The sequence below is a fragment of the Zunongwangia endophytica genome, assembly GCF_030409505.1.
Lineage (GTDB): Bacteria > Bacteroidota > Bacteroidia > Flavobacteriales > Flavobacteriaceae > Zunongwangia > Zunongwangia endophytica.
Genome location: NZ_JAUFPZ010000002.1, coordinates 681,619 through 708,180, shown reverse-complemented (window position 1 = coordinate 708,180; position 26,562 = coordinate 681,619). Strand labels below are relative to the sequence as shown.

Genomic DNA, 26,562 nt, shown 5'->3' with positions numbered 1-26,562 from the left:
TTTTTGACTAAAATGGATATCCAATAGCAAAATTAAATACCGGACTTCCAAGATCGTATGTCCAGCGTTGGCCTTCTTCTAATGAAGGATCATGCATTGGAGCAGCAAGATCAAAACGAATTACAAAACCCTGGATATCTACACGAACACCAACTCCTGTACCGATTCCTAATTCGTTTGCAAAATTAGAACTAAAACGACCACCCGGTAAGTTATCATCGCTTTTGGATGTCCATACATTACCGGCATCTGCAAAGACAGCACCGTTTACGTAAGGTGGAATTAATGGAAAACGATATTCGATATTAGCTTCCAATCGAATATTACCTGCTCGATCAAAATAATCGGTATCTATAACGTCAGGATCTTCTTCTGCACCGTTCTCTTCTTCCTCATTACTTGGATTGTAAGTCCCAGGACCTAACTGCCGAGTTCTAAATGCTCTAACACTATATGGCCCTCCAGAAAAATATTGCTTTGTAAATGGCATAATATCAGAGTTTCCATAAGGCATTCCGTAGCCCGCAAATACTCTTGTGGCAATCTTGCTTCCTTCGCCAAAATTGAAATGATATCTTAAATCTACATCTAGCTTGGCATATTGTGCATATTCCAGATTGAAAACTGTTTGTGGATCTTCATCAGAATTTCCACTTAAAAGATCCAGCACATTTCCTGCTAAATCTAAAGTAGTATTCACAAAAACCTGATGTGTATCTTGTTGATCTACCATCCCATTATAAGTGAAATTATAAATTGATCCTGCAATAAACTGTTGAGTAAAACTGCTTTCTAAATAAGGATTATTATCTAAAACAGCTTCAAACTCTGGAGTGGTATTTATAAGATCGACATAGTTAATCGAAATTGGATCGAAACTATGAGTTATATATCTATTGGCATTCCAGATATAACCGAAGCTTGCAGAGGCCGATCCCAAGGCAAAAAGCTGACTTCTCTTAAGGTAATCAACATTTAAACTAACTTTAGTTTTAGGAATTTCATATTTAAAAAAGTTTTCTCTGGGAGACCAAGGAAACAAAAGTCTAGGAAAAATTAAATCACTCCCCAAACCTAACTGAATACTGTTTAAGCCTGTGTTATTTCCGCTGGCTATTTGTACTTCGTATCCAAATCTTCCCTGAATATTTATAATCTCACCTCCTTTAAATAAATTACGATTGGTTAAAGAAACTGCCAGACTTGGGCCGGCAAAATTATTTGATTTTGTCACTGCTTGCAATTCTGCTCTAATGGCACGCTTATTTAACGGAGACAAATAAATATTAGCTTCAAGAATTCCGAGACTATCGGTTGCAAGCGTATCTATTTCCTGATAATCTATATTTATAAATTTGTAAGCTCCTATTGATCCTAAGCGACGACTAGTCGCTTTAGATACTTTGGGATCATAAAAATCACCTTCATCTATAAGTACAAAAGGATCTAAACGTTTAGGCAAAAAGAAAATACTATCTCTATCCTGAACGTAGGTTTTTTCGTTAAAACGAATACTATCTTTAACGATAGAATCACTCTCTAAAGTGTTATTTGGATAGATATTTACTTTGGAAATTTTATACGGAATTATCGCTTTGTTAGGAACGTCTTTTTTTATTTTCAAATAAAGATCGAAACGTTTATTATCGTATTGATTTGTATCGGCTTCAAAAATTAAAAAACCAGAGTTAAAGTTATAATATCCTTTTTCCTTTAATCCCACATCAAGACGCTCGCGCTCCTGCTTCATTTTTGCAAGATCGAAACGCATTTCTTCAAAAAATTTGCTTTCGTCTACTAATGGTTTCATATCCTGATAAAGCAACAAACTATCGGCTACTAATTGATAAGACTCCATTTTGTAAGGGGTTGTTACACTTACATCGTAAGCCGCGGTGCCGGTCTTCTCTTCATCATTTGTATTCACATCTGCACTAACCCTGCTATAAAAGAATCCACGATTTTCAAGACGATTTAAAATTAGATCCTGTGTATTGCCGACTTCAACATCACTTAAATAAACGGGTTCTTCTCCTATCTTTTTATTCAGAAATTTATTTATAATTCCTGGCTTTTCGCGCTGCGCTTTGTAATGAAAGTACAAACCCGGATATTTTCCTAAAAACTTAGTGTTTGGTTTAGGAACTAAAACATTTTTAAGCTCTGTCTTTACATTTTTTAGATCATCGATTCCGGTAGTATCCGGTTTGATGGTAATATCTGCACCGCGATAAAGGTATTCGTCTTCAGGAATATATTTATCGACACTACAGGCATTTACAAATACCAAAACGACTATAATAATAACACTGTAATTCCTGATTCTCATTCTTCTTCCTCTTCTTTGTTGGCCGGTTGTTCTTCTTGCTCCTCGCTTTTAAGAAGATTCTTCCACAATTCGTTATAATAGTTAAATTCTCGGGTAAATATTAGCGCGAGACCACTTACGATAAGTTGACCATCGATTACATTTTCATATTGATTTCTTCGGAAACCTCTTACTCGGAATCGACCATCTTCAGTAATTAGATACTCCAAACTAACATTCCCAATTAAAGGATTAGTTTCTTCTCTTCCTGTATTACTTCCTTCTAAATTTACCTGGCTACCTACACTTACTATCAAGCGATCGTCAAACAATTTCTTCTGGGCATTTACATTTAAATCTGTACGCTGATCTGGACTTTCTCCCTGATAATCGGTATAACTATCTACACCAAAATTAAGCTGCACTCCAGTATCTCCTAACAATTTTTCTGAGAACATGTTAAGCTGATCTGATAATGCCTGGCTAATATTATCTCTAGCCATTGCCATTGTTCCTCCGTTACTACCATCGGTACCTGCATCTGGATAAAAACGATTTAAAACCAATAGGCTAAAAACCTGCTTGTTTAGCTGATTTTCCTGTGTATTTATTTGCTGAACTCTACTATATACCTGCCCGCCTATCGCTCCCTGTGAATCTTTAGGCATATCTAAACCAAAAGTTAGCTGAGGTTGCATAATTTCGCCATCTACATTTAGGTATACTTTAAAGGGTAACTCTTGTCTAAATTGCTGCTTATCCCTACCGCTACTATTGGATATATTAGTCGCCATTAACGCATAAGCTGAAGTTTCTATATCATAAACCGCTCTGGCATCTAAAGTAGCATCCATAGGATCACCACTCCAGCTAATGGAACTTCCGTTTGCAATCTCAAATCTTCTGTTTACAAGGCTGTAAAGACTCATTTTGTAATGCCCCTTGTTTATCGTGTACTTACCGGTAAGCGTCGTTCTACCATTTGGAGAAATACCGAATTGCAAATCACCTTCTCCCTGAATTTGCAAATTATCATTTGTTTGCTCATTCAAAACAACATTAATTACCGCACTATCATCTATTTTTAAATGCGCGTCAATATCATATCCACTAAAAACATAAGATTCTTCTTCACTTTGCGTAAGAATATCATCGGGGTTTTCCTTATTCACAAAATTCACAATTCCGTCACGGCTCTGCATTTGCATCTCGGTTTCTGGAATTACGTAAGTAACATCTGTATTATCTCCAATTTCTAGATCTAGCTCTAGTTTAGGCAAAGTAAGGTCTCCGGTTAAAGTAGCGTCTGCATCGAAACTGGCAGTACCGTAAAATAAGTCGTTATCTTCTTCAGTAGAATTAAGAATATTGAAACCCTCTGCTTTAAAACTCAGATCGAAAGTTGGATTTATTAAGCTTTCCGTTCCTAAAGTACCATCAACCGCGAATGAATTTCCTTTAGTATCTCCTATTTCGAAGCTATTGAAATATACTCCTTCATTGTCTAATTCCAGTTTTTCATTTTTGAAAATAAATGGAGCATTTAGCATCGAAACGGTAAATTGAGCCTCATTGAAATTAAGCTCTCCCTGATATTCTGGAGTCACTACTGTACCTCCTAATTTTACATTTCCTGAAAATGATCCTTTGCCATCTTCCAGGGTTCCGAAAGAAAAACCAGTCACAGCGCTCATCTCAACTTTATTAAGATCTAAGTTCATATCTAGACTGGCGGTAGTATCTGCAGCGGTATAGTTTCCAGTAAGATCCATATCTATAGCGCCTTCCTTCATCCCCAGGTCAAACTTATATTTTTCTGCACCAATGGCGATTCCGCGTAATGACAATTTCCCAAGATCAACACCCATCGATTCCAGCTGATCTATATTTAGATCGGCTAAAATTCCGGTTTTACCAAAAGGTTCTACTAAGGCGAATTTCCCATTCATATTTCCTTTTGCCAGTTTCACTTCAGGATTTAAAAAGTTAAGCAATGCCGCTAATTTATAGTTATTAAAAAGCATTGTGATATTCTCTAAATTTCTTTCGTTTTCTTCATTTACTAACTCTACCGACTGGTCGCTTCTTGAAATTTTGAAATCCTCAAATTCTATAGTTTTGCCGTCGTAAAGCAGCGCATTGTTTTCTGAAATATTCCAGGAGTTTTTATTCAGAATTAAATCTTCGCTACTCACTGTGTACTTAAAAGTATCTTCACTTTTCGATAATCTTGAAAAGACATTCACAAGGGTATCACTATCATAAACAGAATTGAAATTCATTAAAAGTACCCTGGTTTCTAGGTTGGCATTTAGCTGTGTTTTTTTAATCGCAAGTGGGCCAACACTTAAAGAATTAAATCCGAATTTGAAATCCATATCCTCTCTATCCGATTTTACAGATATTCCAAGGCTATCAACCAACGCCCCATAATATTTAATGAAAGGCAACTGAACGTCAGCATTTAATTGATGCTTTTTCTCATTAAAATCGACATCTATGGTTATTGTATCGAGTTCTTCTAAATTCACTAGAAAAACTTCATTAAGAATAGGCGCCTGGGAAATTTTCCCTTTCAGGTGTAAATTCACAGGTTTCTCTACCGTATCCGTATTGTCCTCTTCAGTTAAATAATTTTGATAATGACGGCGCAACGCATTACTAAAGTCTGCAGGACTAGCATTAGACCGAAGATCTAAGTCTAACATTTTATTATCTACCTTAACTGAAGTAGAATCTGGACGAACATGAGCCGATAAGTTTAGATTTCCTAATAAATAGGTATGGCTATCGTAAACAGCAACACCGTCATTTATTTCTGCGGAAGCATCAAATTCTTTAGAATTTCCTTTGAAGGATCCATTAAGTTTAAAACCAGTTCTTATATTTCTATTAGCGATGCCAAGTTCTGCGAGATCTGCTCCATCCAGATCTAGATCCAGTTTAACTTCTGGCGAAACGGAATCTAATATCACATTTGCGACAAGATCTCCGTTTAAATTATCGTCTTTATAAGAACTTTTTACATCGCCACGGCCATCTTTAATATCACCTGTAATTTTCAGATCTTTGATTGGATAATCATTATAAGTAAAGCTACTTATATTCGTTTCTAATTGGGCATCTAGCGTATTCATAGAACTACCGCTACCCTTTGCTTTCAAAGTAAGATTCAGCTTTCCTAAAGCAGGATTTTTAAGCAGTTCTCCAAGACCAAGACTATCAATTTCTACATCGGCAGCAAAAGCTATTTCCTCTGTATTTTGGAAGTTACCTTTTGCAACAACAGCACCTAAACTCGATTTTAATGTAGCATCGGCTTCAATATCATCTGGAGTTCCCGCTAGACTTCCGTTCAGGCTAATGTTTTTAGGTAAGGAAACACCTAATTGTTTTTCATCCAAAAAGTAATTCAAATCTTTTTTATTAGACTGTACTCTGAACCTTGGAATATTGAAATAGATACGATCGGGATCTGTTGCGTTTTTGATCTGCCCGTTTAGCACAAGAGAAGTTTGGCTTCCCCAGTTAATATTTGCTGAAGGTATTTGGATGTTAGCAAGCGTTCCCTTTGCGCTAATGCTACCCATAACAAGTTTGCGACTTAAAGCTTTTACGTATTGATTTTCTTTAAGCACTGGCTGGAATCTAAAAACTTCATTTATATCTAATTGAATTTCTGAAAGATTAGCTTCCATCTTAACAGCTTCTGGATTGTCCATTAAAGATTCTATAGAATTGTAAGACAAATTCGCTGCTCCCTGAATTTCATTATTATTTAAAGCTACAATTAGATTCTTCACATTTAATGAAGAATTATCCATTGCAATTTCAGTAGAAAAATCCCTCAAATCTAATCCTGAACCTTCACTGAAAGTAATATTATCAATATCTGCATTTACCTGCCGATCTGCTAATAATAGATTTCCTGTTTTCAGATTAAAATTTCTGAATTTTAGTGCGTTCGCATTGAAGGTTCCCTGCTCGATCTTAGCGCTATCTACAATGTAAGCGATATTATTTTTCGCAAGGTCAATATTTTTAATCTCTACTTTCCAAACGGGCCAGGTAAATCCAGCAGTATCTGTTTGCGTAGTATCCTGATCTTCAGATTGGGCAGTTTTCGTTTGCATTCTCAAAAGCGCATTCGCCTTTTTAAGTTGAATGGTATTTAGCTGAATTTCGTAATTCCCTAAGTCCATTTTAGGCATTTCAGCTAAAAATTCTGGAATATGAATATCGGCAAGCATGCCATCGGGATCAGATTGATATTTTGCATTTACATTATTTAAACGAAGCTGATCGACTTCTACAACCGGTAATGGTCCGCCAGAATCTTCGCTTGGTGGTAAAGGTTTGGTTTGTTTATAAACTACCATCGTATTTTTAAGCAATGCATCTGCCACTGCAAATTGCATAATCTGAAGGTCTGTTTTACGCATAGAAACCTTCAACTCTCCCAGTTTAACTTCAGCATCCATTCCGGTAACCTCATCATTATAATTCACAATGATGTTTTTAAGGTTTACATCACCTATACTAATTTCCATAGGAGACGACGTGGTATCTTTTTGCTGTTGTTGCTGTGTGCTGGTAGAATCTGAAGAAGCGAAAGCATCCATCAGAAATTGGTAGTTAAATCCTTTAAGACTATCTTTTCTATAAATGTTCGCCTTAAGTCCTTTAAGGTCTAACTCATTTAAACCAAACGCTCCTCCTTTTATAATTGGCCAAATAGGAATATTTGCTTCTAAATTGTGAGCATAAACTAGAGTATCTCCTTTTTCATCCTCAAGATATAAACCTTCCAAACTAACAGCGCCACCAAAAGTGATAAATAAACGATCGATATTCACCTCGGTATTTGTTTTATCCTCGATAGTAGAAACTACCTTATTTACAATGATATTTTGGCCCCAGGGACTCCGGATAAATAAAATAAGCAGAATAAGGAATATAAGTATACCCGCTAAGATCTTTGCGGTAATTCTTAGTGCTTTTTTAAGTTTTGGATACTTCTTACTCAAATGTAGGATGTCTTATGTAGTTGTGGAAATTCCGACTGCAATTAAATACTAAGAAGGCATATTCCTGCCGATATTCTTATAATCTTCTGTTAAAATTAAAAATACGAAACTGTGGAATTTATTCCACAATAGCTTAGAAAAATTCAACACTTTTTCAAATGCACTCAAAATAGCCTTTATTCAATTCATTTTTAAATGTCGTACTATTTACTGAATAACAGCTATTTAAATCATAGTAATCGATTTTAGATGAATTTTGGATGAATTTTTGACCTATCTCTCGCCAATTGTGAAAAAAGTTTAATAGGACGTTAAATATGCTAAAAACAGGCATATTTCTTAAAAATCTAAGTTGTTTTAATAACCGAAATCGTTTTGCAACGACGCTTTTATTAAACTATAACCACTAAAAATTTAAAAATGATGAGAAAGACTTTAGCAGTATCAATTTTTTCAACGGCTCTTTTAGCCTCTTGTGTTTCTAAAAAAAAGTATGTCTCTTTAGAAGGAGAACTAAACGATACTAGAAGCACTTTGCAAAAAACTCGTGTTGAAAAAGAAGAAATTGAAGATAAATATGCCGCTATAGAAGAACGCGTTGCAGATTATAACGCTAAAATTAATTCCTTACGTTCTTCTAATGACGAAAAATTAGAATTGAACGATGTAACGGCAATGTCTAACAATACTAAAGATCAAATGAGAAAAACCATTGCAAAAATGGATGCTTCTCAGTTAGAAGGTGTAGAGACCATTGAAGATTCGATTAATGCTGCCATTTCTTACAATTTAAAAAGCCAAATCACTGAAGGTAAAGATGGCGACGATATAGATATCACGGTAGATAAAACGGTAGTAATGATCAATGTTTCCGATAAATTGCTATTTAGAAGTGGTAGTTACAGATTATCAAGAGATGCGCAACCACTACTTAAAAAACTTGCTGAAGTAATTAATAGCGAACCAGCTATGGAAGTAATGGTAGAAGGTCATACCGATGATCGTACAATGGTAGAAGATTCTTGGTTAGAAGACAACTGGGATCTAAGTGTACGTAGAGCAACAGCCGTAGTTAGACAATTACAGGATAAATATAATGTAGATGGTTCTAAACTTATCGCTGCCGGTAGAAGTAGCTACTCCCCTTTAGTAGAAAATACTTCTAAAGAAAACATGTCTAAAAATAGAAGAACAAGAATCGTAGTGATACCAAATCTTGATAAATTCTTCGCAATGTTAGATTCTGAAGGCGAAATTTAAAAAGTGAAATGAATAAAATAAAAAAAGCGGAACCTAAACGTTCCGCTTTTTTTATGCCTTGTTTTAAGAGTTTTTTAAATCAAGCTTAAGTTTGATTTTTGAACATTATACCTCTATTTTTTTATCTTGAAAATAAAAATTATGAGCTCAAATAAGGAAAAAAAAGATCAGGACTTACCGTACAATCCTGAAGTTACTAAAGACGATCAGCAAGCCTTAAACGAAAAAGGAAGAAGCATGAATAAAGGGCAAGATGCAGCACTAGATCATACTCAAACGAATAATGATTTTGCAGCAAAGGATCTAGACATCCCTGAAAGACAAGAAGCAGATATAAGCAGCGACGGTAGCGACATTCCCGATGAAGAAAATAGACAGTTCAATAAGCGTGGTGCGAAACCTGATTATCAGAAAGACAGGGAACATCCAAATTCAGATAAAGAGATTTAGAATAATTCTTGAAATTCATACAAAACAGCAAAACTTCATGGTTTTGCTGTTTTCATTTTCATACATCTCGTTCAGCAATAAACAAATTGAAATCGGCGTTATACAATTCAGTTATTAATCTCTCCTTTATGATCTAATTTTTAATGCAGTCTATGGAATCTGAATTAATTCCTTTTATCAAATTTCAATTATTCTTTATCTGAATTATTTTTTACTATGCCAACCATTCAACCTATAAAAACATTATTATTAGTAGTATTCGGTGTTTTCTATTTAAGCGCCAATGCTCAAAAAGTTAGTGGTTATTTATATGATAGTGAAGGTATCGTTTCAAATTTCAAGATAAAGAATCAAAATCAGGGATTTTATACGGAAACAAACGAGAAAGGATTTTTTGAGATCTCAGCTAAAGTTGGCGACAGCATTCTGTTTAATTCCATTGCTTATAATAGGTATACATTTGTCGTAAAAGAAACCGATTTCAACAAGAACGTTGTTGTAGAACTTAACTTTAATACTTTGGATGAAGTAAAGATAAATAGTGGAAAAAGTTTTAAAACCGATCCAGATCAATTAGATGAAGAACTTAATGCAGGAATACAATACAGTATTAAAAACAATCCATTGGATTATCGTCCCAGTAACGGAAATCTATTAGAAATACCTCGATTAATTATAGGCCTGTTATCTAAGAAAAACGGAAAAACAAAAGTTACTGCTGAAAAAGAAACAGTTTTAAAACCGCAGGATTATTATCAACTTTTTGAAACCGATAATTTATTTAATGCTGAATTTTTAAGCGCAGACCTTAATATCCCGGAGCATCAGCATTATCTTTTTATAGATTATTTGGCAACGAAAAATTATACCTCAGCGGTGTTACAGGAAAATAGGAAATTAGATTTTATAGATATACTCCATCGAGCTGCAAAAGAATTTCACGAGCAACGTATTTCCGAAGAAAATAAATAAAGTATTAGTCTAAAAAAGAAAACCTCATGCTTTCACAAGAGGTTTTCTTTTTTTAATCAAGTTAGAATTCTTTATTGATCGCCATTCTTAGCTTTCTAGAATAATCTTCTTCTAACCAGTCACGATAATTCTTGGTACTTTTAGAAATGCAATACGAGTACTGTTTGATTCTTGAAGATATATCAGCTTTTAATTCTTTAGCCAAAATTCGTGCATCAAATACATCTTCGCTATTTTCAACACACATTTTTACGTGTTGCTCCATAGACCACTCTAAAACCGATTTCGATTTCAATCCACGTTTAATCACATCGTCATAAGCCGCTTCTACGTCAAAATCTACACTTTCTGATTTTGAAAATTGCTCTCTTAATTCTGCGGGCATTTCGTATTTAAACTCACGTTCAATTTCCTCGTCGCTAAGTAGATTTTCAAAATAAAAATCTGGCGAACGGAAAATTTGTCTCCAATCGATTGGTGAACTCCAATGGCCAAAACGAGCCATATTATTACCAAGATCGATTACTGTAAATTCTTTCTTACCAGGAAGTACACGAGATCCCCGACCAATCATCTGGAAGTATAAAGTAAGCGATTTGGTAGCACGATTCAGTATAATGGTATCTACCGTAGGCTCATCAAATCCTGTAGTTAAAATACTTACTGAAGTTACAATCGCATCTGGTGTATGTTTAAACCATTTTAGAATTTCCTTCCGATCCTGCTTGCTTGTCGTATTATCTAAATGCCGAACATTATAACCCGCTTGCTTAAATGTGTAGTAAACTTCTATAGAAGTATTAATACCATTATTAAAAATTAAGGTTTTCTTTCCTTTAGAACGCTCCAAATAAGCATTTAAAAGCTTTTCCTGCATCGACATATTCGTATACAGTTCTTCGGAAGATTTTACGGTGTAATCACCGTTCATCCCTACTTTTAAAGCAGATAAACCTACGTTATAGCTATAAATATTAGCTCTAGCCAGGAAGCCTTTTTCAATCAAAGAAGTAATAGAATCACCAACGATCAATTCGCGGTAATTATCCTTCATTGGTAATTTAATATTCGAGCTAAGTGGCGTTGCAGTTACACCAAGGATAAAGCACTTTTCAAAAAACTTAAATAATTTTCTAAAACTATTGTAATGCGCTTCATCAATAATAACCATCCCAATATCTTCAAGGTCTAATTTATCATCGTGAAGACGGTTATTTAAAGTTTCTACCATGGCAACAAAACACATATAGTCATGTTGATCTGGTAGTTCTTTAACCTTACTGTTTATAATTTTATTCTTAACACCAAAATCGGAAAGCATCTTGTTCGTCTGCTTACAAAGCTCGATACGGTGCGTTAGAATTAATACTTTCTTTTCGGTACGCTGAATATATTCTCGTACCATTTCAGAGAAGATTACCGTTTTTCCTCCACCGGTAGGCAATTGATACAAAAGATTATAATGCTCTGGATTTTCTTCTATAACACCAAAGATCTTATCGATATCGTTCTGCTGATAACCGTATAATTGTTTGTCTACCTTCTTTTCGCTAATTCCTAAATCTGAAACTTCCATAAACCCTGTTTTAATCTGCAATTTTGCAAAAATAGCGCATTTTTCAGGTTTATAGAAATTATCTGAGCAGAAATCAACATTAAAGCCGTAATTAATTAATTTTCAAATAAATCTGAAGATAAATATCGATCACCACGGTCGCAAATGATGCTTACCACTATGCCTTCTTCTAATGTATCACACAATTTTAGGGCTGCTGCCGTTGCTCCTCCACTACTCATACCGGCAAAAATTCCTTCTTCTTCCGCTAGTCGTTTCGTCATTTCGCGAGCTTCTTTTTCGCTAACCTCAATCACCTGATCTACTTTTTCAGCATTAAATATCTTCGGAAGGTAGGCTTCTGGCCATTTTCTTATTCCTGGAATACTAGAATTATCTGTAGGCTGCACACCTACAATTTGAATAGCCTTATTTTTCTCCTTTAAAAAAGTGGAGGTTCCCATTATGGTTCCTGTAGTTCCCATACTAGAAACAAAATGAGTCACTTTATGATCGGTATCTTCCCAAACTTCGGGACCGGTAGTTTTATAATGCGCTTTCCAGTTATCCTCATTACTAAACTGATTAAACATAAAATAACCTTCGTTTTCGACCTTAGCTTCAGCATAGTCTCTACTTCCTTCTATTCCTTCTTCAGCATTGGTTAAAGTTACTTTCGCTCCGTAAGCTCGCATGGTTTGCACACGTTCTTTTGTAGCATTTTCAGGCATTACCAGTTCAATTTTCAGCTTAAACATCGAAGCTATCATCGCTAAAGCAATACCGGTGTTCCCGCTAGTAGCTTCAATTAGCTTTGTTTTTTCATCTATATCGCCACGATCTAAAGCACTTTTAATCATATTATAAGCTGCTCGATCTTTAACACTTCCGCCGGGATTTTGTCCTTCTAACTTAAAATATAACTTAACGTTCGGATTTTTAACCAGCGTTCTGGCTTCTACTAATGGCGTATTTCCTATTAATCGGAATATCGATTTACTCATTTTGAGCTGTATTTTTAATATTAATTTGTGGTGTATGCGAAACCATAGAATTTGCAGGAACAGATTTTGTTAACCACACATTCCCACCAATAACGCTGTTCGCGCCAATTACTGTTTCACCGCCAAGAATAGTGGCATTCGCATAAATAGTGACGTTATCTTCTATCGTGGGATGTCGCTTTACTTTGCGAAGATTTCGATCTACATACAAAGCTCCAAGCGTTACTCCTTGATAAACCTTTACGTTATCCTTAATAACCGCAGTTTCACCTATAACCACACCTGTTGCATGATCTATAAAAAACGGGACGCCGATTATCGCACCGGGATTAATATCGGTACCGGTAAGATTGTGTGCACACTCGGTCATTAGACGTGGCACTAATGGCAGACCAAATTTGTAAAATTCGTGACTTAATCTATAAATGGCAATAGCAAAAAAACCAGGGTAAGAAAGACAAACTTCTTCTACTGAATTTGCTGCGGGATCATTCTCGGCAATAGCACGGGCATCTGCATTTAATTTTTGAAGAATCTCGGGTAATTTTTCAATATATTCTGTCCAAATATTTCGGCAAGGTGTGTTTGGCTTCCAGCAAACAAGATCGGCTAATGCTTCAAATTCCTTTTCTAATGTCTTCAGATTTTCTTCAACCTCGGTATCTTCATCAAACAACGTATAAAATAAATGCTTGGTAAAAGCTTCCGTTTTTTCCTTAATCTCGAATTTAAGATTAGGTAATTTTTTATGGTTTTTTATTTCTTTGATTACTGTCTCCAGATTCATTCCTTGTCTTGCTATTTAAATCCAAAAATAGGGATAATGATTGCAATAGTCGAATGATTAATCCAAAGCTTTCACAATACCCTATGGGATTTATTGGTTTTACACCTAATTCTCCTATTTATTAGTGTGAAATTAAATAAAATTACACTGAGATATATTTCGAATATTCTAAATCTTATATTTGTGAAAACGCTGCATTTGAAGGATTTTTACAAATTTATCATCACTAATTTTAGAAAACTTAGTTTCGGCTGGATTCTTACTTTTTTATCCAGTTTTGGACAAACGTTTCTTATTTCACTATACGTGCCGGAAATTATAAAAGCCTTTTCTATTTCTGAAGGTACATTTGGTGCTATTTACGCCGGTTGTACCGTTACGGCATCGATAATCATGTTAACTGTTGGTCACACCGTAGACCATAAGCCGGCTAAAACGGTAACCGCTTTTAGTATTACGGGCCTCGCCATTGCTACCATTTTACTAGGTTTTAGTTATTATTTTATTCCATTAATTATCGCCATAATCATGCTAAGATTATTTGGGCAGGGTTTGCTTACGCATATTAGCATGACATTAATCTCTAAAATATTTGATAAAAATCGTGGAAAAGCGCTTAGTTTTTCTTCGCTGGGATTTTCGATTGGCGAAGCTATCCTTCCTATTTTAATTACTACAATCATCGCTTTTTACAATTGGAGAGTTGCAGCGATTGGTAGTGGTGCTTTGCTACTTTTATACCTGGTTAAACTGAAATTCACCAATCTTAAGCATTTTGATGATAAGCTGATTTCTATAAAAGGAAATACCACCAAGAAACTAGTCAATAATTACAAAGAAATCATCTTCAATAAAAAATTCGGCATACTAATGCCGGCGGTATTCGCGGTGAGCTTTATCAACACAGCAGTGTTCTTCTATCAATATATTTTTGTCGAACAAAAAGAATGGTCAGCAACGCTGTACGCTTCATTTTTTACGGCTTATGCCATAACTCGGCTTGTTTTTTCATTATTTGGTGGCGTTTGGGTTGATAAGTACACCGCTAAAAAACTATTCAGATTTTATCTAATTCCACTTAATATTGGTCTTTTACCATTTGCTTTTATGGATAGTATTATCGGTGCACTTGCTTTTCTTATTTTGGCGGGAATTACCACGGGAATTTCAGGAACGGTAAAAACGGCTATTATTGCTGAAGTTTATGGAACTGAAAACCTTGGTGCCATCCGAAGTATTTTTACCATGTTTATGGTGATTAGTACTGCTCTTGGACCTTTAATAGTTGGATTTTTAATTGATCATGACTTTTCAGTTTCCCATATACTTTTAATACTAAGTATTATTTTGTGTATTGTCGTTTTTAATTCGCAGCGAATTAATAGAATTTGATTCTTCGGAAAAAATTATCAATAGTTTCAACTAAATTCAGAAAATAGAAATAAGCTGAAATGCTTATATTTATCGAAATCTGAAATTTTAATCTCAAAACCTCATTAACATTTTAAAATGATTAAAAGAAAAAACACACTTTTCTGGATCGCATGCTTTATCATGAATGTGATGCTTGCCCAAGAAAAAGCAAAAGTCTCCCCTATTTTTAAAGATGGCGAAGCTCAAATTGTTCCTGAATTTGAAGATGAATCTAAATGGATACGCCATGACCTTTGGGTAGAAACCGAATTCGACTCTGATGGCGATGGCAAACCTGATCGTATGCATGTTGATGTTACCCGGCCAGAACAAACCGACACACAGGATCTAAAACTTCCTATAATCTATGAATCTAGCCCTTATTACGCTGGTACCGCTGGTTTTGCTGAAGGTATTTTTTGGGATGTAAATCACGAACTTGGTGAACAACCTAAAGAACGCGTACATCCTGAAGTTGAAAAACGAGGTGAACGCCCAATTATTTCGAACTCACAAATTAAAACCTGGTTACCACGAGGGTATATCGTCGTACATTCTTCTTCTCCCGGAACTGGATTATCTGATGGTTCTCCAACCGTAGGAGGCGACAACGAATCTTTAGCTCCAAAAGCCGTAATCGATTGGTTAAATGGTCGCGCAAAAGGATATACCGAACGCACCGGAAACGAAGAAGTTAAAGCCTACTGGTCTACCGGAAAAGTGGGGATGACGGGGACTTCTTACAACGGTACCATTCCACTTGCCGCTGCTACAACCGGAGTTGATGGTTTAGAAGCGATAATCCCCGTAGCTCCAAACACATCATATTATCACTATTATCGTTCTAATGGTTTAGTTCGATCTCCAGGCGGTTATCTAGGCGAAGACATCGATGTGCTTTACGATTTTATCCATAGTGGAGACGAATCTAAAAGAGCCTACAGCAATAAGACGATTCGTGATAATGAGATGAGAAATAATCTGGATCGAGTTACAGGAGATTTTAATGATTTTTGGGCCGGGCGTGATTATTTAAACGACATGGAGCCAATGCAAGCTGCACTACTGATGTCTCACGGTTTCAACGACTGGAATGTGATGCCTGAACATAGTTACCGTATTTATAAAAAAGCGGAAGAAATGGGCTTACCAACGCAAATTTATTATCACCAAAACGGGCATGGTGGACCACCGCCAATAAGTATGATGAATAAATGGTTTACGCATTTTTTATTCGGAATTGAAAATGAAGTCGAAAACGATCCAAAAGCTTGGATTGTGAGAGAACATGACGATCGACAAAATCCAACTCCCTATGCCAATTATCCAAATCCTGATGCAAAAGAGGTAACTTTGTACCTAACTAAAGGTGCTCCTAAAACTGGTGGTTTATCAATAGAGAAACATAAAAAACAAGGCAAAGAAACCTTAGTTGATAACTATTCTTTTTCTGGGGAAGCATTAGCGCAAGCTGAATATACCGATCATCGATTGCTTTTTGTGACACCTACGTTAAAAGAAGATCTTCATCTTTCAGGAATTTCAACTTTAAAAATAAAATTAGCGAGTAGTAAACCTGCAGCCAATCTCTCGGTTTGGATGCTTTCTTTACCATGGACAGAAGGTCGAAATTCTAAAATAACCGATAATATTATTACACGCGGTTGGGCAGATCCACAAAATTATAAATCGATTAGCGAAAGTGAACCTTTAAAACCAGGTAAATTCTACGAACTGAATTTCGATTTAATTCCAGACGATCAAATCATTCCAAAAGGACAGCAAATAGGTTTAATGATTTTTTCTAGCGATAAGAACTTTACGTTACACCCAGAACCAGGCACCGAACTTACTGTAGATTTAGACGGAACTTCGATTAGTATCCCTGTTGTTGGCGGTGAAGATGCAATCAAAAAGGCTATTTAATAACTATCAATATTATATAAAATCGGCTGGTATTTTCTAGCCGATTTTTTTTATGCTTTAAAATGAATAATCCGACGTTAAAAAACAGCACTTCAGCAGCATCAACTCGTTTAAAATATTTTAAGAAATTCTATTTTATCTTCAAGAGTTAGTATGATGTTTTTTTCATTATCTTTCTTTCAAATCTAATTTTGGACGAATAATCGGCTCTTAACTATGAGAAAAATAATTCTACTTTTAGCAGTTTTAACCACATCAGTATTTTGTGCACAAACAATTAATGAAAAAGAAATAGCAACAGAGGTTAGCGAAGTCACTGTATTTCTAGATGGTGCCCAGATCACCAGAAAAAAGAATGTTTCTGTAAATAGTGGAATTACAGTTTTAAAATTTACCGATTTATCGCCGTTTATCGATGGAAAAAGTCTTCAGGTAAAAGCCGAAGGAAACATAACAGTTCTCGCTGTAAATCATCAACAAGATTATTTAAATGAATTGGAAAAATCTTCAGAATTAAAAACTCTAGAAGCTAAACTTGAAGCGATCGTCCAAAAAATAGAAGTTGAAAGAACATATTTAACCGTAATTCAGGAAGAAATTGCCTTTCTGAAAGAAAACAAAAATGTAGTTGGAAAAAACGAACAGGTAAATGTTGCCAACCTGCAACAGACTGCAGATTTCTACGGAAAAAAGCTCACCGAGCTGATGCTGAATGAGCTTAAAAGAAAAAGAACTATTGAAGAACTTACGGTTGAAAGAACAAAACTTGAAAGACAGATTACAAGCATTAATAGTAAAAAAGATTATCCTAATGGCGAAATATTGGTAAAAATAGATGCAAAACAAAGCACTTCTTTTCCTGTCGAATTAAACTATATTGTAGGGAATGCAGGATGGTTTCCTTCTTACGATATTAGAGCTATAAATATTAATGAGCCCATTACACTTGCCTATAAAGCAAACATAAAACAAGACACCAAAATCGATTGGGATAACGTAAAGTTAAAATTTTCTTCAGCTAATCCATCTAATTCGGGCATGGCTCCTAAGTTACAAACCTATTATTTAGATTACAATACATTGCCTCCCTCCTATAATCTTAACAATAATACTGTAGAAGGCAAAGTTATTGATCCACAAGGTGAAGCGTTACCAGGAGTAAACGTAATAGTTGCGGGAACTACGATTGGTACCGTTACAGATTTTGATGGTCACTATTCGATCACGATTCCAGACCAGGAAAGTAATTTGGAGTTCTCTTTTGTGGGCTTTAAAAACCAGGTTCGACGAGCAAATCGAAATAAAATTGATGTGGTTTTACAAGAAGACACTAATGCTTTAGAAGAAGTTGTTGTTGTGGGATATGGCGGAAAAAATAAGAGCACTGCAGAAGCGCTTGTTGGAAGAGCCAATGGTGTTTCTATAGAATCAAGAGATAAAAAGAAAAGTTTACCCATACCAAGCGTTCAGACAGAAAATCAAACCACTGTAGATTTTGAAATCGAAACACCATATACCATCAAGTCTGATAATAAGAACTATGTGGTAGAAATGACGGCTTACGAGTTACCGGCTAAATATCAATATTACGCAGTTCCGAAGATAAAAAAAGAAGCATTTCTAATAGCTAATATTACTGATTGGGAAAAATATAATCTTCTGGAGGGAGAAGCGAATATCTTTTTTGAAGGCACTTATATTGGGAAATCACTAATGGATGTACGATATATAACCGATACTCTGGAGGTTTCACTGGGAACAGACAAGAAAGTTTCAGTTAAAAGAGAAAAAATAAACGATTATACCGAAAAGCAGTTTATAGGAAGCAAGAGAGAAAAGATCAAAGAATGGGAAATTTCAGTAAAAAATAACAAGAACGAATCTATAAATATGATTGTTTTAGACCAAATTCCTGTTTCTACTACTGAAGATATTTCAGTTGAAACCGAGCAATTATCAAATGCAAAACTGAATGAAGAAAATGGTGAAATTAAATGGGAATTTAATCTCGATCCATCCCAGGAAATAAAATTCAATCTGGAATATTCTGTGAAGTACTCTAAAAACCGAAATTTGATTTTGGAATAAGATATCACAAATGGCTTTATTTTTATTCAACCATCAGTATTTAAACTAAAAAAAAACGACGCTAAAACAACAAATATAAACTGTAAACTAATTAAGCATAAACTATTTGTCATAATGATTACGTAAGGTTGACAGTAAGTTGTCGTGAAAATGACCAGCGGTTTCGTGATTTTGACTGGTAAATTTTTATTCATGATCGAGTTAATTTTTAATCAATCAAAATCGAGCAATTATGGAAAATCAAAATTTATCAAGCCGTATTAAAAATTTCAGAATCCAAAAAGGCTTTTCTCAGGAAGCACTCGCTGAACATTCAGGATTAAGTATTCGTACTATTCAGCGTATGGAAAATAATGATAGTATGTCAAATGCAGATTCTCTTAAAAAAGTGGCTGAAGCTTTAAAAATTCCTATTGAAAAACTTTCTAAAAACACGAAGTCCCTTAGCGATTTGCAATACCTTAAAGCTTTAAATCTTTCGGCGCTATCTTCGCTGATTTTTGTTTTTTGGTTTGGCACTACATTACCGGTCGTTTTAATTTTGAGTTGTTTTATACCTTCTATCATGTGGGTTTGGAAGAAAGATCAGATCGAAGGAATCGATGCGCTTTCTAAAACAATTATTAATATTCAGCTTACCTGGACTATTTTTGCATTTTTGGCTTACTTTTTTATTAATAATATACTATTCAAAATATTATTATCTCCTCTAATGCAACTCTTGGAGTTTGATTCTTACGATTCAAGCCTGGATATCAATACTAATTACATTTGGGGTGGAATCATTCTTTTAAATGTATTTCTAATATTAATCAATACATTTAAAATTCACTCCAAAGAAAAATTAAGATCTTTTATAAAAATCAACTTTATTAAATAGCTAAAATAGAAAGAGGGAATGCAAGTGCATTCCCTCTTTCTTCAACTAAATTTAAACAGTAAACTAATTTTCTGTAGCTAATGTATCTACTTCTACATCGATCGAAATACCGGATTCTACTTTTGTTGAATCTTTCGTAATTTTTACATTATCAGAATGTTTCCCCATCATACTAGCCAGACCTTTTAATCCTTCCATATTTACATCTTCGGCATCCAGAGAGTTTACAAGATCAATGATTTTTTGTGGGTTCATATCCTTTCCTAAGATTCTTGCAACTCCCATTCCGCGTTCATTATCGTAACCAAATGCTACGATTTCATCTATTGCATCTTCTTCTCCTGTAAAGTATAGTGCTCCTTTTCTTTCGTTACTTCCGTATTTCATAAGCAATTGATATTGATCATTGCTAAGAATCTCTTCTAGCTCAGTCTTTTCAGTATCAAAAGTATCATTCTCGTCATTTAAAGGATAAGCAAGTACGTTGATCTTACGAACACTTTCTAAAGTTGCTCGTTGATCCTGGTCCAAATTATCGGCTTTTGCAAAAAGACTGGTAGGAATATCAATAGCGATAAACTTACTATCTTCCTGATTTTCTACGTAGTATTTTTGTAATGTTTTCTCGTTGTTACACGCCAACATTAAAAGACTTATAGCGATAAAACTGATGGTTTTGATGATTTTCATAATTTTTTGTTTTAGTTTTTAGACTTTGCGTTTTTCAATTGATCGGCACCGGGAACATTAAGATCGGAAGTTAATTTTGATAACTGAGTAATATCGATTTTACCAGTAATTCTTAAAATTACTGAAATTGGCTCTCCGTCTTCATCTCCGTCCATAAACATCAAAAGTTCTTTTACGATATCATCGTTCTTCCCATCTGATTTTGAATAGAATTTGATGTTTTTTCCAGATTCTTTAATCCGCATTAATTCGTCCAATGAGCCTGTACTAAGGTAGCTGTCAAAATCTTTCGACATTTGGTTGCGAATAGAAGTTGAATTTGATTTGTACAATCTTATTTCGCTAAGATTTTCGATCATATCCATATACTTTTTAGCTTCGGGATCACCTTTGCTTAAATCTACCTTAGATAACATCTTAAACATCTTGCTGGTCATTACCATTGCATCGACGTCTTTCATGTTTTCATACTTGGCAAAGTCTTGTGATTGCGCCAAAAACGGAGCCACCATTATGGCTATTATCATTATTACTTTTTTCATTTTTCTGGAGTTATTTGTTGCTGATTATTTTTTGTGTTGGATTACTGAACTCTTTTAAATATTTTAAATCTTCTTTACCTTCATTCATTAATTTTGAAATCATTTGTAGGGTTTGTTTTGTTTTTTGATACGTCATTTCTTCTTCAGTTAACTGCCCTAGATTTTCTGAGTCTAAGTCAGAATTTTGATTCTGAAAGAAAAATATGCTGAAAATTAAAGCGATCATTGCTGCTGCATACATCCAAGATTGTGGTTTCAATTTAGATTTTGGCTTTTTGGCTTTTAAGTTGGGAGTAACTTCTGAAGTTTCCTTTCTGCTCAATGCTGAAAAACTAAACATGATTTGATAAGGCTTATGGCGCTCTGCCACCTCTGCACTATCAAAATAATCCTGAAGCACTTTTTCTTCAACTAAGGTCGTTTCTGCTGCATCATACTTTTTTAAGAGTACGTCTATTCTATCCAATTCCATAGCTATGTTTTTTTATAAGACTTTCTTTTATTTTTTTTCTTGCGCGAGAAAGAGCTACTCTTACCGCTGTATTTTTCATTTTCATAATTTTACAAATCTCTTCAAACTCATATTGCTCGACATCTCTAAGCTGGAAGATTACTTGTTGTTGCTCAGGTAAGGTTTTCAAAATTTCATCGATCCATTGCATTTCATCTTTAAGTTCAAGTTGTCTTTGCCCAGAGATTTCTTTATTATCATAATTGGTATGTACTATCCTAAGATTATTGTTTTGCTTAAGCTTTAATTGATCATAACAATAATTCTTGGTGACCGTCATAGCAAACGCTTCTACATTCGCATAATCATTAATTTTATCGTGTTGGTTCCATAATTTAATGATAACATCCTGAGTTGCATCCTGGGCTGCCTCCTTTGATGTAAGCAATCTTAGGGCCAAACGATAAATTTTATCCTTAAAAGGGTTTATGATATTTAAAAAGTTTCGTTCTTTCATTGGGTTGATGGTTGGTTTTAACTACCCCTTCATACTTACGACGGACAACTATTTATTTTGTTACAAAAAAAATTTATTTACATTAATTTAAAGTATTTTAGTACTTTACCTACTTAAAAAACATATATGAAAATAAGAAGCTTATTTCTATCATCATTACTTTGTAGTATTTTATTTACCTCCTGTTCTGATGATATGGACGATAGTATAGATGACGATGTAGTTACAAATCCTGAAAATGTCGAAATAAGAGACTTTATTTATCGCGGGATGAATGAAATTTACCTTTACAAATCTGGTATACCCGAATTAGCAGATAATTATTTCGACAACAATGATGACTACGAAGATTACTTAAGAAGCATCGCAAGTCCAGAAGCACTATTTGATAGTCTTACAATTCCATTAGATAGATTTAGTTTTCTTACTGATGATTATATTGAGTTAGAAAATAGTTTTAGTGGCATTTCGCAAACTACAGGAGTTGATTATATATTGTATCGCTTTTCAAACTCCAATAATCTCTTTGGTGTCGTAAGATACATCATTCCCGGAAGTAATGCAGAAGGTACTGCCATAGCAAGAGGTGATCTTTTTACTGAAGTTAATGGAGAATCCTTAAATGTGGATAATTATACTTCTTTACTATCAAGCCCTTCGGTGACATTTACCATAGCAGAAATAAATGATAATGAAGTATCAAACACCGGAGAAGAAGTGACCATTGCTACTACCGAAATTACAGAAAATCCTATACTGATTCAGGATGTTCTAGAAGTAGATGGTAAGAAAATTGGCTATCTAATGTACAATAGTTTTGTTGCCGATTTTGATGCTGAACTTAATGATGCTTTTGCTTATTTTAAATCGGAGAATATTGACGACCTAGTTTTAGATTTAAGATACAATGGCGGTGGTCGCGTTAGCTCGGCGACTCGTTTAGCAAGTATGATCACAGGTTCTAATACCGGTGAAATTTTTGCAAAGCAACAATGGAACGACAGTTATCAGAATTACTTTTTAGCTACCAATCCAGATCGCCTGTTTGATTATTTTACAGATAATATTGATGATAATGTGGCCATCAATAAATTGAATTTAGCTAATCTCTATGTTATAGGAACTTCTAGCACAGCTTCTGCGAGCGAATTAGTAATTAACGGATTAAAACCATACATAAATGTTGTAACTATAGGCGCTAGAACTACTGGAAAATCGCAAGCTTCGGTAACTTTGTATGATTCAGAAGATTTTTCAAGACAAAATGCAAGTCCTAATCATACATATGCGATACAACCTTTAGTTTACGAATCTGTAAATGCAAATGATATTGTGGTTCCATATACTGGTATAGATCCAGATGTACAAATCGCTGAAGAACTAGATAATTTTGGTATTCTAGGCGATCCATCTGAGCCGCTTTTAGCCGCAGCCATTGCCAAGATTACTGGAAATTCACAAGCGCAATCTTTTGCAGCTAAAAAAATGAAAATAAATTATCAGGAATTTAAAGAGCGCGGTGCTTCAAAACCTGATTACAAAAGAATGTATATCGATAAAGTTCCGGGTATCAGAATCAACAATTAATTAGCTGATAGCTTTCCCTTATAATAATAAAAGCCCCGTAATGCGGGGCTTTTTCATAGGTATTAGAATCTCTTTTAGCTTTCACTATTAAGATTCCATTTAAAAACGAAAACTTTTTATTATAATTCTATACAGATTATTAAAGTTTTCTAAATATTGGGTACAAAAAAGGTTAATCGTTAAAATAGAAGCTGTTTGGCAATAACCCAACTGTAAATTCATACTTCTTATCTCCAGATAAAGTATATAATCTCACAACACCTGCTGAAACGTAATCTATTGCATCTCCAGTCCAGATCATATCGTCTTCTACATCAAATCCGTATAGTGTTGTTACTCCATCTAAACTAAACAAACTAGTCTCAGGCAAATCCGTTGCATCCTTTGCCATCGAATAAACGGCCCCGACCGCTGTAAAATAAATCGTATCATCTTCAATCACTAGATTTTGAGCACTTGTAATTTCTTCTGGGAAATTTATAGTTCTGATTTCTTCATTAGTAACCAAATCAAATACCTGAAGTTCAGTTTTTGATAAAGCATAAAGACGATTATCTTCAATTTCAAAAGAATTTAAACCCCCATTCGTAGTAAATGTATTGCTTATAGAATTAGTGGCTGGATCAAAAACATGAATTGAATTTCCATTACCAAAAGAAGATCCCTGTAGATAAATAAGTCCATTTTCTTCCTCAACTTCATCAAGATAAGTTCCTGCTATAATTGTTTCTTCTACTTCTAATGTCTCCAGATCGATTACCGCAATAAAATCATCATCTCCGGTATCAAAACCTGCAAGGTTAGAAACATAAGCTTTTCCATTATAAGCAACTCCATAGTAAGGAATATTTAAACCACTATCAACAACTCCCTTATATTCAAAAGTCTTACGATCTACTACAGTAATTAGATTGCTGCCGTTAGAAATAATGTAGGCTAAATCCTCATAAAAAAAAATGGACTGTAAATAACCACCTAACTCCTTATCAGAATTTACTGTTTCAAAAACATTATTTTCTACGGTAGTTAAGTCTTCATGTAAAAAAGATACAGATCCTGCAGCCATATTTCCTTCGTTTAAAACTATTACACCATCTTCATAAGGGAGAATTTCTGGTTCTTCAGGTTCTTCCACAGGCTCTTCATTACCATTACCGCTGTCGATAATAAAATCATCATCGCTGCTACAAGAGCTAAAAAATAAAGAACCAGCAATGGCTCCAAGTGCTAAAAATTTGTTCATTTTCATTGGTTAACTATTAAAATTTAAAATTTAGATATATATTAAAATTGATTCCCGGCATCCACCGGCTCTCTACATTTTGATATTCGGTATTAAAAATGTTATTTATTTTCCCGCCTAACTGCCAATTCTGCCTTTTATCAATCGCGTAAGAAAGTCCGAGGTTGGTTAAAAAATACCCCTCGAGTTCATCACTATGGTCAGATCTTGTAAAAACCTTTCCGTTATATAAAAACTGAAGCGATGGCGTAAATCGATTAATTTGGTAGGTTATGTTTCCATTCAACTTGTGAAATGGCACATACATCAACTGTCGATTATTTTCAGAATTTTCTGATACGTTATACGCATAATTCAGATTAGCATGCAACACTTGGTTTTTAGAAAGCTTTTTGTGCCAATTTACATAAGATTCGATACCATAAAGACGTACTTCATCTTCGTTGATAGGTCGCCAAACTCCGCCTTCTCCCGGCAACCAGCGTATCATGTCTTCTACCTGATTGTAGAAAAATGTTAATCCAAATTCGATATTTTTAATACTGAAAATATTGCCGATTTCTGCCTGGTCTGAAGTTTCTGGATGTAGATCTGGATTTCCGGAAGACGCCCAGTAAAGATCATTGTAGGTCGGAATCCTAAAGTTTCGAGATCCATTAAATTTTAAGGTGTAGAAATCGCTAATCTTATAATCAGCTCCAAAAGAATACAAAAGCGGACTATCATAATTATTAGTAGATTCTTTTCTTATACCTATTTCATACTGAATTTTTTCAGTCAACGCGTGTTTCATTAAAAATGCTGCTGAAAAAATGTTTCGCTCATTTTTTTCGATGCTGCTGCCTTCCCCTTCCGTATAAGTATTCTGAATCACGGCATTCAGCAATAAATCGTTAGAAACTTCATAGCCTAAATCGTATTTAGCAATATAAGATTGGGCATTTCCGAAGGTGAAATTTTCGCTCTTTATATTTCCGAAATACTTATATTTTTCTTCAATAAACGCCAATCGAGTAACCTGCGTAAATTTCGAGAATTCGCTATTCCATTGCAGCAAATTGCGATAAGAACGATCTATATATTTCGTTCGATTTTCTGAAGGACGAATTATTGAAAAATGACGTTCGCCATCATAGACCTCACTTACAAGCTTTAAACTATTTTTAGAATCAAAGCGATAGCCCAGCGCTACATTTGCTGAAGTATTGTAGAATTCTCCATTTAAGTTTTTGCCTCGATCATCGGGATACTCATAATCGTTATCGCTGCTATTTCTGGAAATCGCTAAATTGAGACTCCATTTTTCGCTGGCAAGCTTTAAATTATAACGAGCATCCAGCGTATTGAAACTTCCGTATCGTAATAATAGATGATTTTGCTGTTGTTTTTTGAAAGATAAGCTATTATTTAGATGAACACTTCCTCCAATGGCACCAGTACCATAAACCACGCTACCACCGCCACCTCTCACTGAAATTTGATCGTAAACACCCGTATTTACAGTATTAAAATCCAGCTGCCCATTAAATTGGGAGTTGATATTAATCCCATTCCAGATTACTGCGGTCTGTGATGCAGAAGTTCCTCTAAACGATGGCGAGGACACCATCCCTAATCCATTTTCTTTAAAATAAATAGGCGTATTAAAACTTAAAACCTCGGTAAGTAATGGCTGATTTCTGGTGAGCAGAGAATCAGAAAGCTTTGCTACATGCTGTCCTGTAGAAAACTTTTCGAGTTTTTCATCTGTAAGTAGCACCGTATCTAAAACTGTAACAGCTTTAGATTGAGCGAAAATTTTAGACGAAAATAGCCCTATGGCTACGATTAAAAATAGTAGTTGTTTCTTCATGCGCCAGCGA

Annotated in this window: 19 protein-coding genes; 8 read left to right on the top strand and 11 right to left on the bottom strand. The window is 34.7% G+C overall.

Features of this window, described 5'->3' with window-relative positions; translation table 11 throughout:
- Positions 1-7: 7 nt before the first annotated feature.
- Positions 8-2,329, bottom strand: coding sequence for a translocation and assembly module lipoprotein TamL (gene tamL, locus QWY91_RS03220; RefSeq protein WP_290231646.1), 2,322 nt, complete (start codon positions 2,327-2,329; stop codon positions 8-10).
- The gene (locus tag QWY91_RS03215; protein WP_290231644.1) at positions 2,326-7,335 is read right to left on the bottom strand and encodes a translocation/assembly module TamB domain-containing protein; all 5,010 of its coding nucleotides are present in this window, start codon (positions 7,333-7,335) and stop codon (positions 2,326-2,328) included. Before QWY91_RS03215 ends, tamL begins: the two co-directional genes overlap by 4 nt.
- Before the next feature lie 423 nt (positions 7,336-7,758).
- Here QWY91_RS03215 and QWY91_RS03210 point away from each other — a divergent pair, with 423 nt between their 5' ends.
- From QWY91_RS03210 to QWY91_RS03200, 3 genes are all read left to right on the top strand, one after another.
- Entirely contained in the window at positions 7,759-8,595 is an 837-nt protein-coding gene (locus tag QWY91_RS03210; protein WP_290237055.1) for an OmpA/MotB family protein, read from the top strand.
- A 141-nt stretch (positions 8,596-8,736) separates the two neighbouring features.
- Positions 8,737-9,045: a hypothetical protein gene (locus QWY91_RS03205; protein ID WP_290231642.1), complete on the top strand. Its 309-nt coding sequence runs from the start codon at positions 8,737-8,739 to the stop codon at positions 9,043-9,045.
- A 216-nt stretch (positions 9,046-9,261) separates the two neighbouring features.
- The gene (locus QWY91_RS03200; RefSeq protein WP_290231640.1) at positions 9,262-10,017 is read left to right on the top strand and encodes a hypothetical protein; all 756 of its coding nucleotides are present in this window, start codon (positions 9,262-9,264) and stop codon (positions 10,015-10,017) included.
- 61 nt (positions 10,018-10,078) lie between these two features.
- Here the strand turns inward: QWY91_RS03200 and QWY91_RS03195 are convergent, their stop codons facing one another.
- The 3 genes from QWY91_RS03195 to epsC form a co-directional block, all read right to left on the bottom strand.
- Complete coding sequence (locus tag QWY91_RS03195; protein ID WP_290231638.1) at positions 10,079-11,593, bottom strand: DEAD/DEAH box helicase; 1,515 nt, start codon at positions 11,591-11,593, stop codon at positions 10,079-10,081.
- A gap of 95 nt (positions 11,594-11,688) precedes the next feature.
- Positions 11,689-12,576: a cysteine synthase CysM gene (gene cysM, locus QWY91_RS03190; RefSeq protein WP_290231637.1), complete on the bottom strand. Its 888-nt coding sequence runs from the start codon at positions 12,574-12,576 to the stop codon at positions 11,689-11,691.
- Positions 12,569-13,363: a serine O-acetyltransferase EpsC gene (gene epsC, locus QWY91_RS03185; protein ID WP_290231634.1), complete on the bottom strand. Its 795-nt coding sequence runs from the start codon at positions 13,361-13,363 to the stop codon at positions 12,569-12,571. The genes cysM and epsC overlap by 8 nt, the downstream gene beginning before the upstream one ends.
- A 183-nt stretch (positions 13,364-13,546) precedes the next feature.
- On the opposite strand from epsC, the gene QWY91_RS03180 reads away from it, so the two are divergent.
- The 4 genes from QWY91_RS03180 (at position 13,547) to QWY91_RS03165 (ending at position 19,670) form a co-directional block, all read left to right on the top strand.
- On the top strand, positions 13,547-14,755 hold the full coding sequence (locus QWY91_RS03180) for an MFS transporter (RefSeq protein ID WP_290231632.1): 1,209 nt from the start codon (positions 13,547-13,549) through the stop codon (positions 14,753-14,755).
- 117 nt (positions 14,756-14,872) lie between these two features.
- Positions 14,873-16,702, top strand: coding sequence for a Xaa-Pro dipeptidyl-peptidase (locus QWY91_RS03175; RefSeq protein WP_290231631.1), 1,830 nt, complete (start codon positions 14,873-14,875; stop codon positions 16,700-16,702).
- Between the two features lie 216 nt (positions 16,703-16,918).
- A complete protein-coding gene (locus tag QWY91_RS03170) occupies positions 16,919-18,790 on the top strand; it encodes a mucoidy inhibitor MuiA family protein (RefSeq protein WP_290231629.1) in 1,872 nt (623 codons plus the stop codon).
- A 232-nt stretch (positions 18,791-19,022) separates the two neighbouring features.
- Positions 19,023-19,670, top strand: a complete 648-nt coding sequence (locus QWY91_RS03165) for a helix-turn-helix domain-containing protein (RefSeq protein WP_290231627.1) — start codon at positions 19,023-19,025, stop codon at positions 19,668-19,670.
- Between the two features lie 63 nt (positions 19,671-19,733).
- Here the strand turns inward: QWY91_RS03165 and QWY91_RS03160 are convergent, their stop codons facing one another.
- The 4 genes from QWY91_RS03160 to QWY91_RS03145 are packed head-to-tail and all read right to left on the bottom strand — an operon-like array spanning position 19,734 to position 21,870.
- A complete protein-coding gene (locus QWY91_RS03160; protein WP_290231625.1) occupies positions 19,734-20,360 on the bottom strand; it encodes a GFO_1091 family lipoprotein in 627 nt (208 codons plus the stop codon).
- 11 nt (positions 20,361-20,371) lie between these two features.
- Positions 20,372-20,902: a GFO_1090 family protein gene (locus tag QWY91_RS03155; protein ID WP_386270410.1), complete on the bottom strand. Its 531-nt coding sequence runs from the start codon at positions 20,900-20,902 to the stop codon at positions 20,372-20,374.
- 10 nt (positions 20,903-20,912) lie between these two features.
- On the bottom strand, positions 20,913-21,374 hold the full coding sequence (locus QWY91_RS03150) for a PG0215 family putative anti-sigma factor (protein ID WP_290231621.1): 462 nt from the start codon (positions 21,372-21,374) through the stop codon (positions 20,913-20,915).
- A complete protein-coding gene (locus QWY91_RS03145; RefSeq protein ID WP_290231620.1) occupies positions 21,361-21,870 on the bottom strand; it encodes a GFO_1088 family ECF-type sigma factor in 510 nt (169 codons plus the stop codon). The genes QWY91_RS03150 and QWY91_RS03145 overlap by 14 nt, the downstream gene beginning before the upstream one ends.
- A gap of 126 nt (positions 21,871-21,996) precedes the next feature.
- Between QWY91_RS03145 and QWY91_RS03140 the strand changes: the two genes are divergently transcribed.
- Positions 21,997-23,457 carry a GFO_1087 family putative carboxy terminal peptidase gene (locus QWY91_RS03140; protein ID WP_290231618.1) on the top strand — a complete coding sequence of 487 codons (1,461 nt, stop codon included), beginning with the start codon at positions 21,997-21,999 and terminating at the stop codon, positions 23,455-23,457.
- 172 nt (positions 23,458-23,629) lie between these two features.
- Here QWY91_RS03140 and QWY91_RS03135 read toward each other — a convergent pair whose 3' ends face one another.
- Both QWY91_RS03135 and QWY91_RS03130 read right to left on the bottom strand, forming a co-directional pair.
- Positions 23,630-24,700 (bottom strand): YncE family protein, encoded by a 1,071-nt coding sequence (locus QWY91_RS03135; protein ID WP_290231616.1) that lies wholly within the window; start codon positions 24,698-24,700, stop codon positions 23,630-23,632.
- Positions 24,701-24,716: 16 nt separating this feature from the next.
- Positions 24,717-26,552, bottom strand: coding sequence for a TonB-dependent receptor plug domain-containing protein (locus QWY91_RS03130; RefSeq protein WP_290231614.1), 1,836 nt, complete (start codon positions 26,550-26,552; stop codon positions 24,717-24,719).
- Positions 26,553-26,562 lie beyond the last annotated feature (10 nt).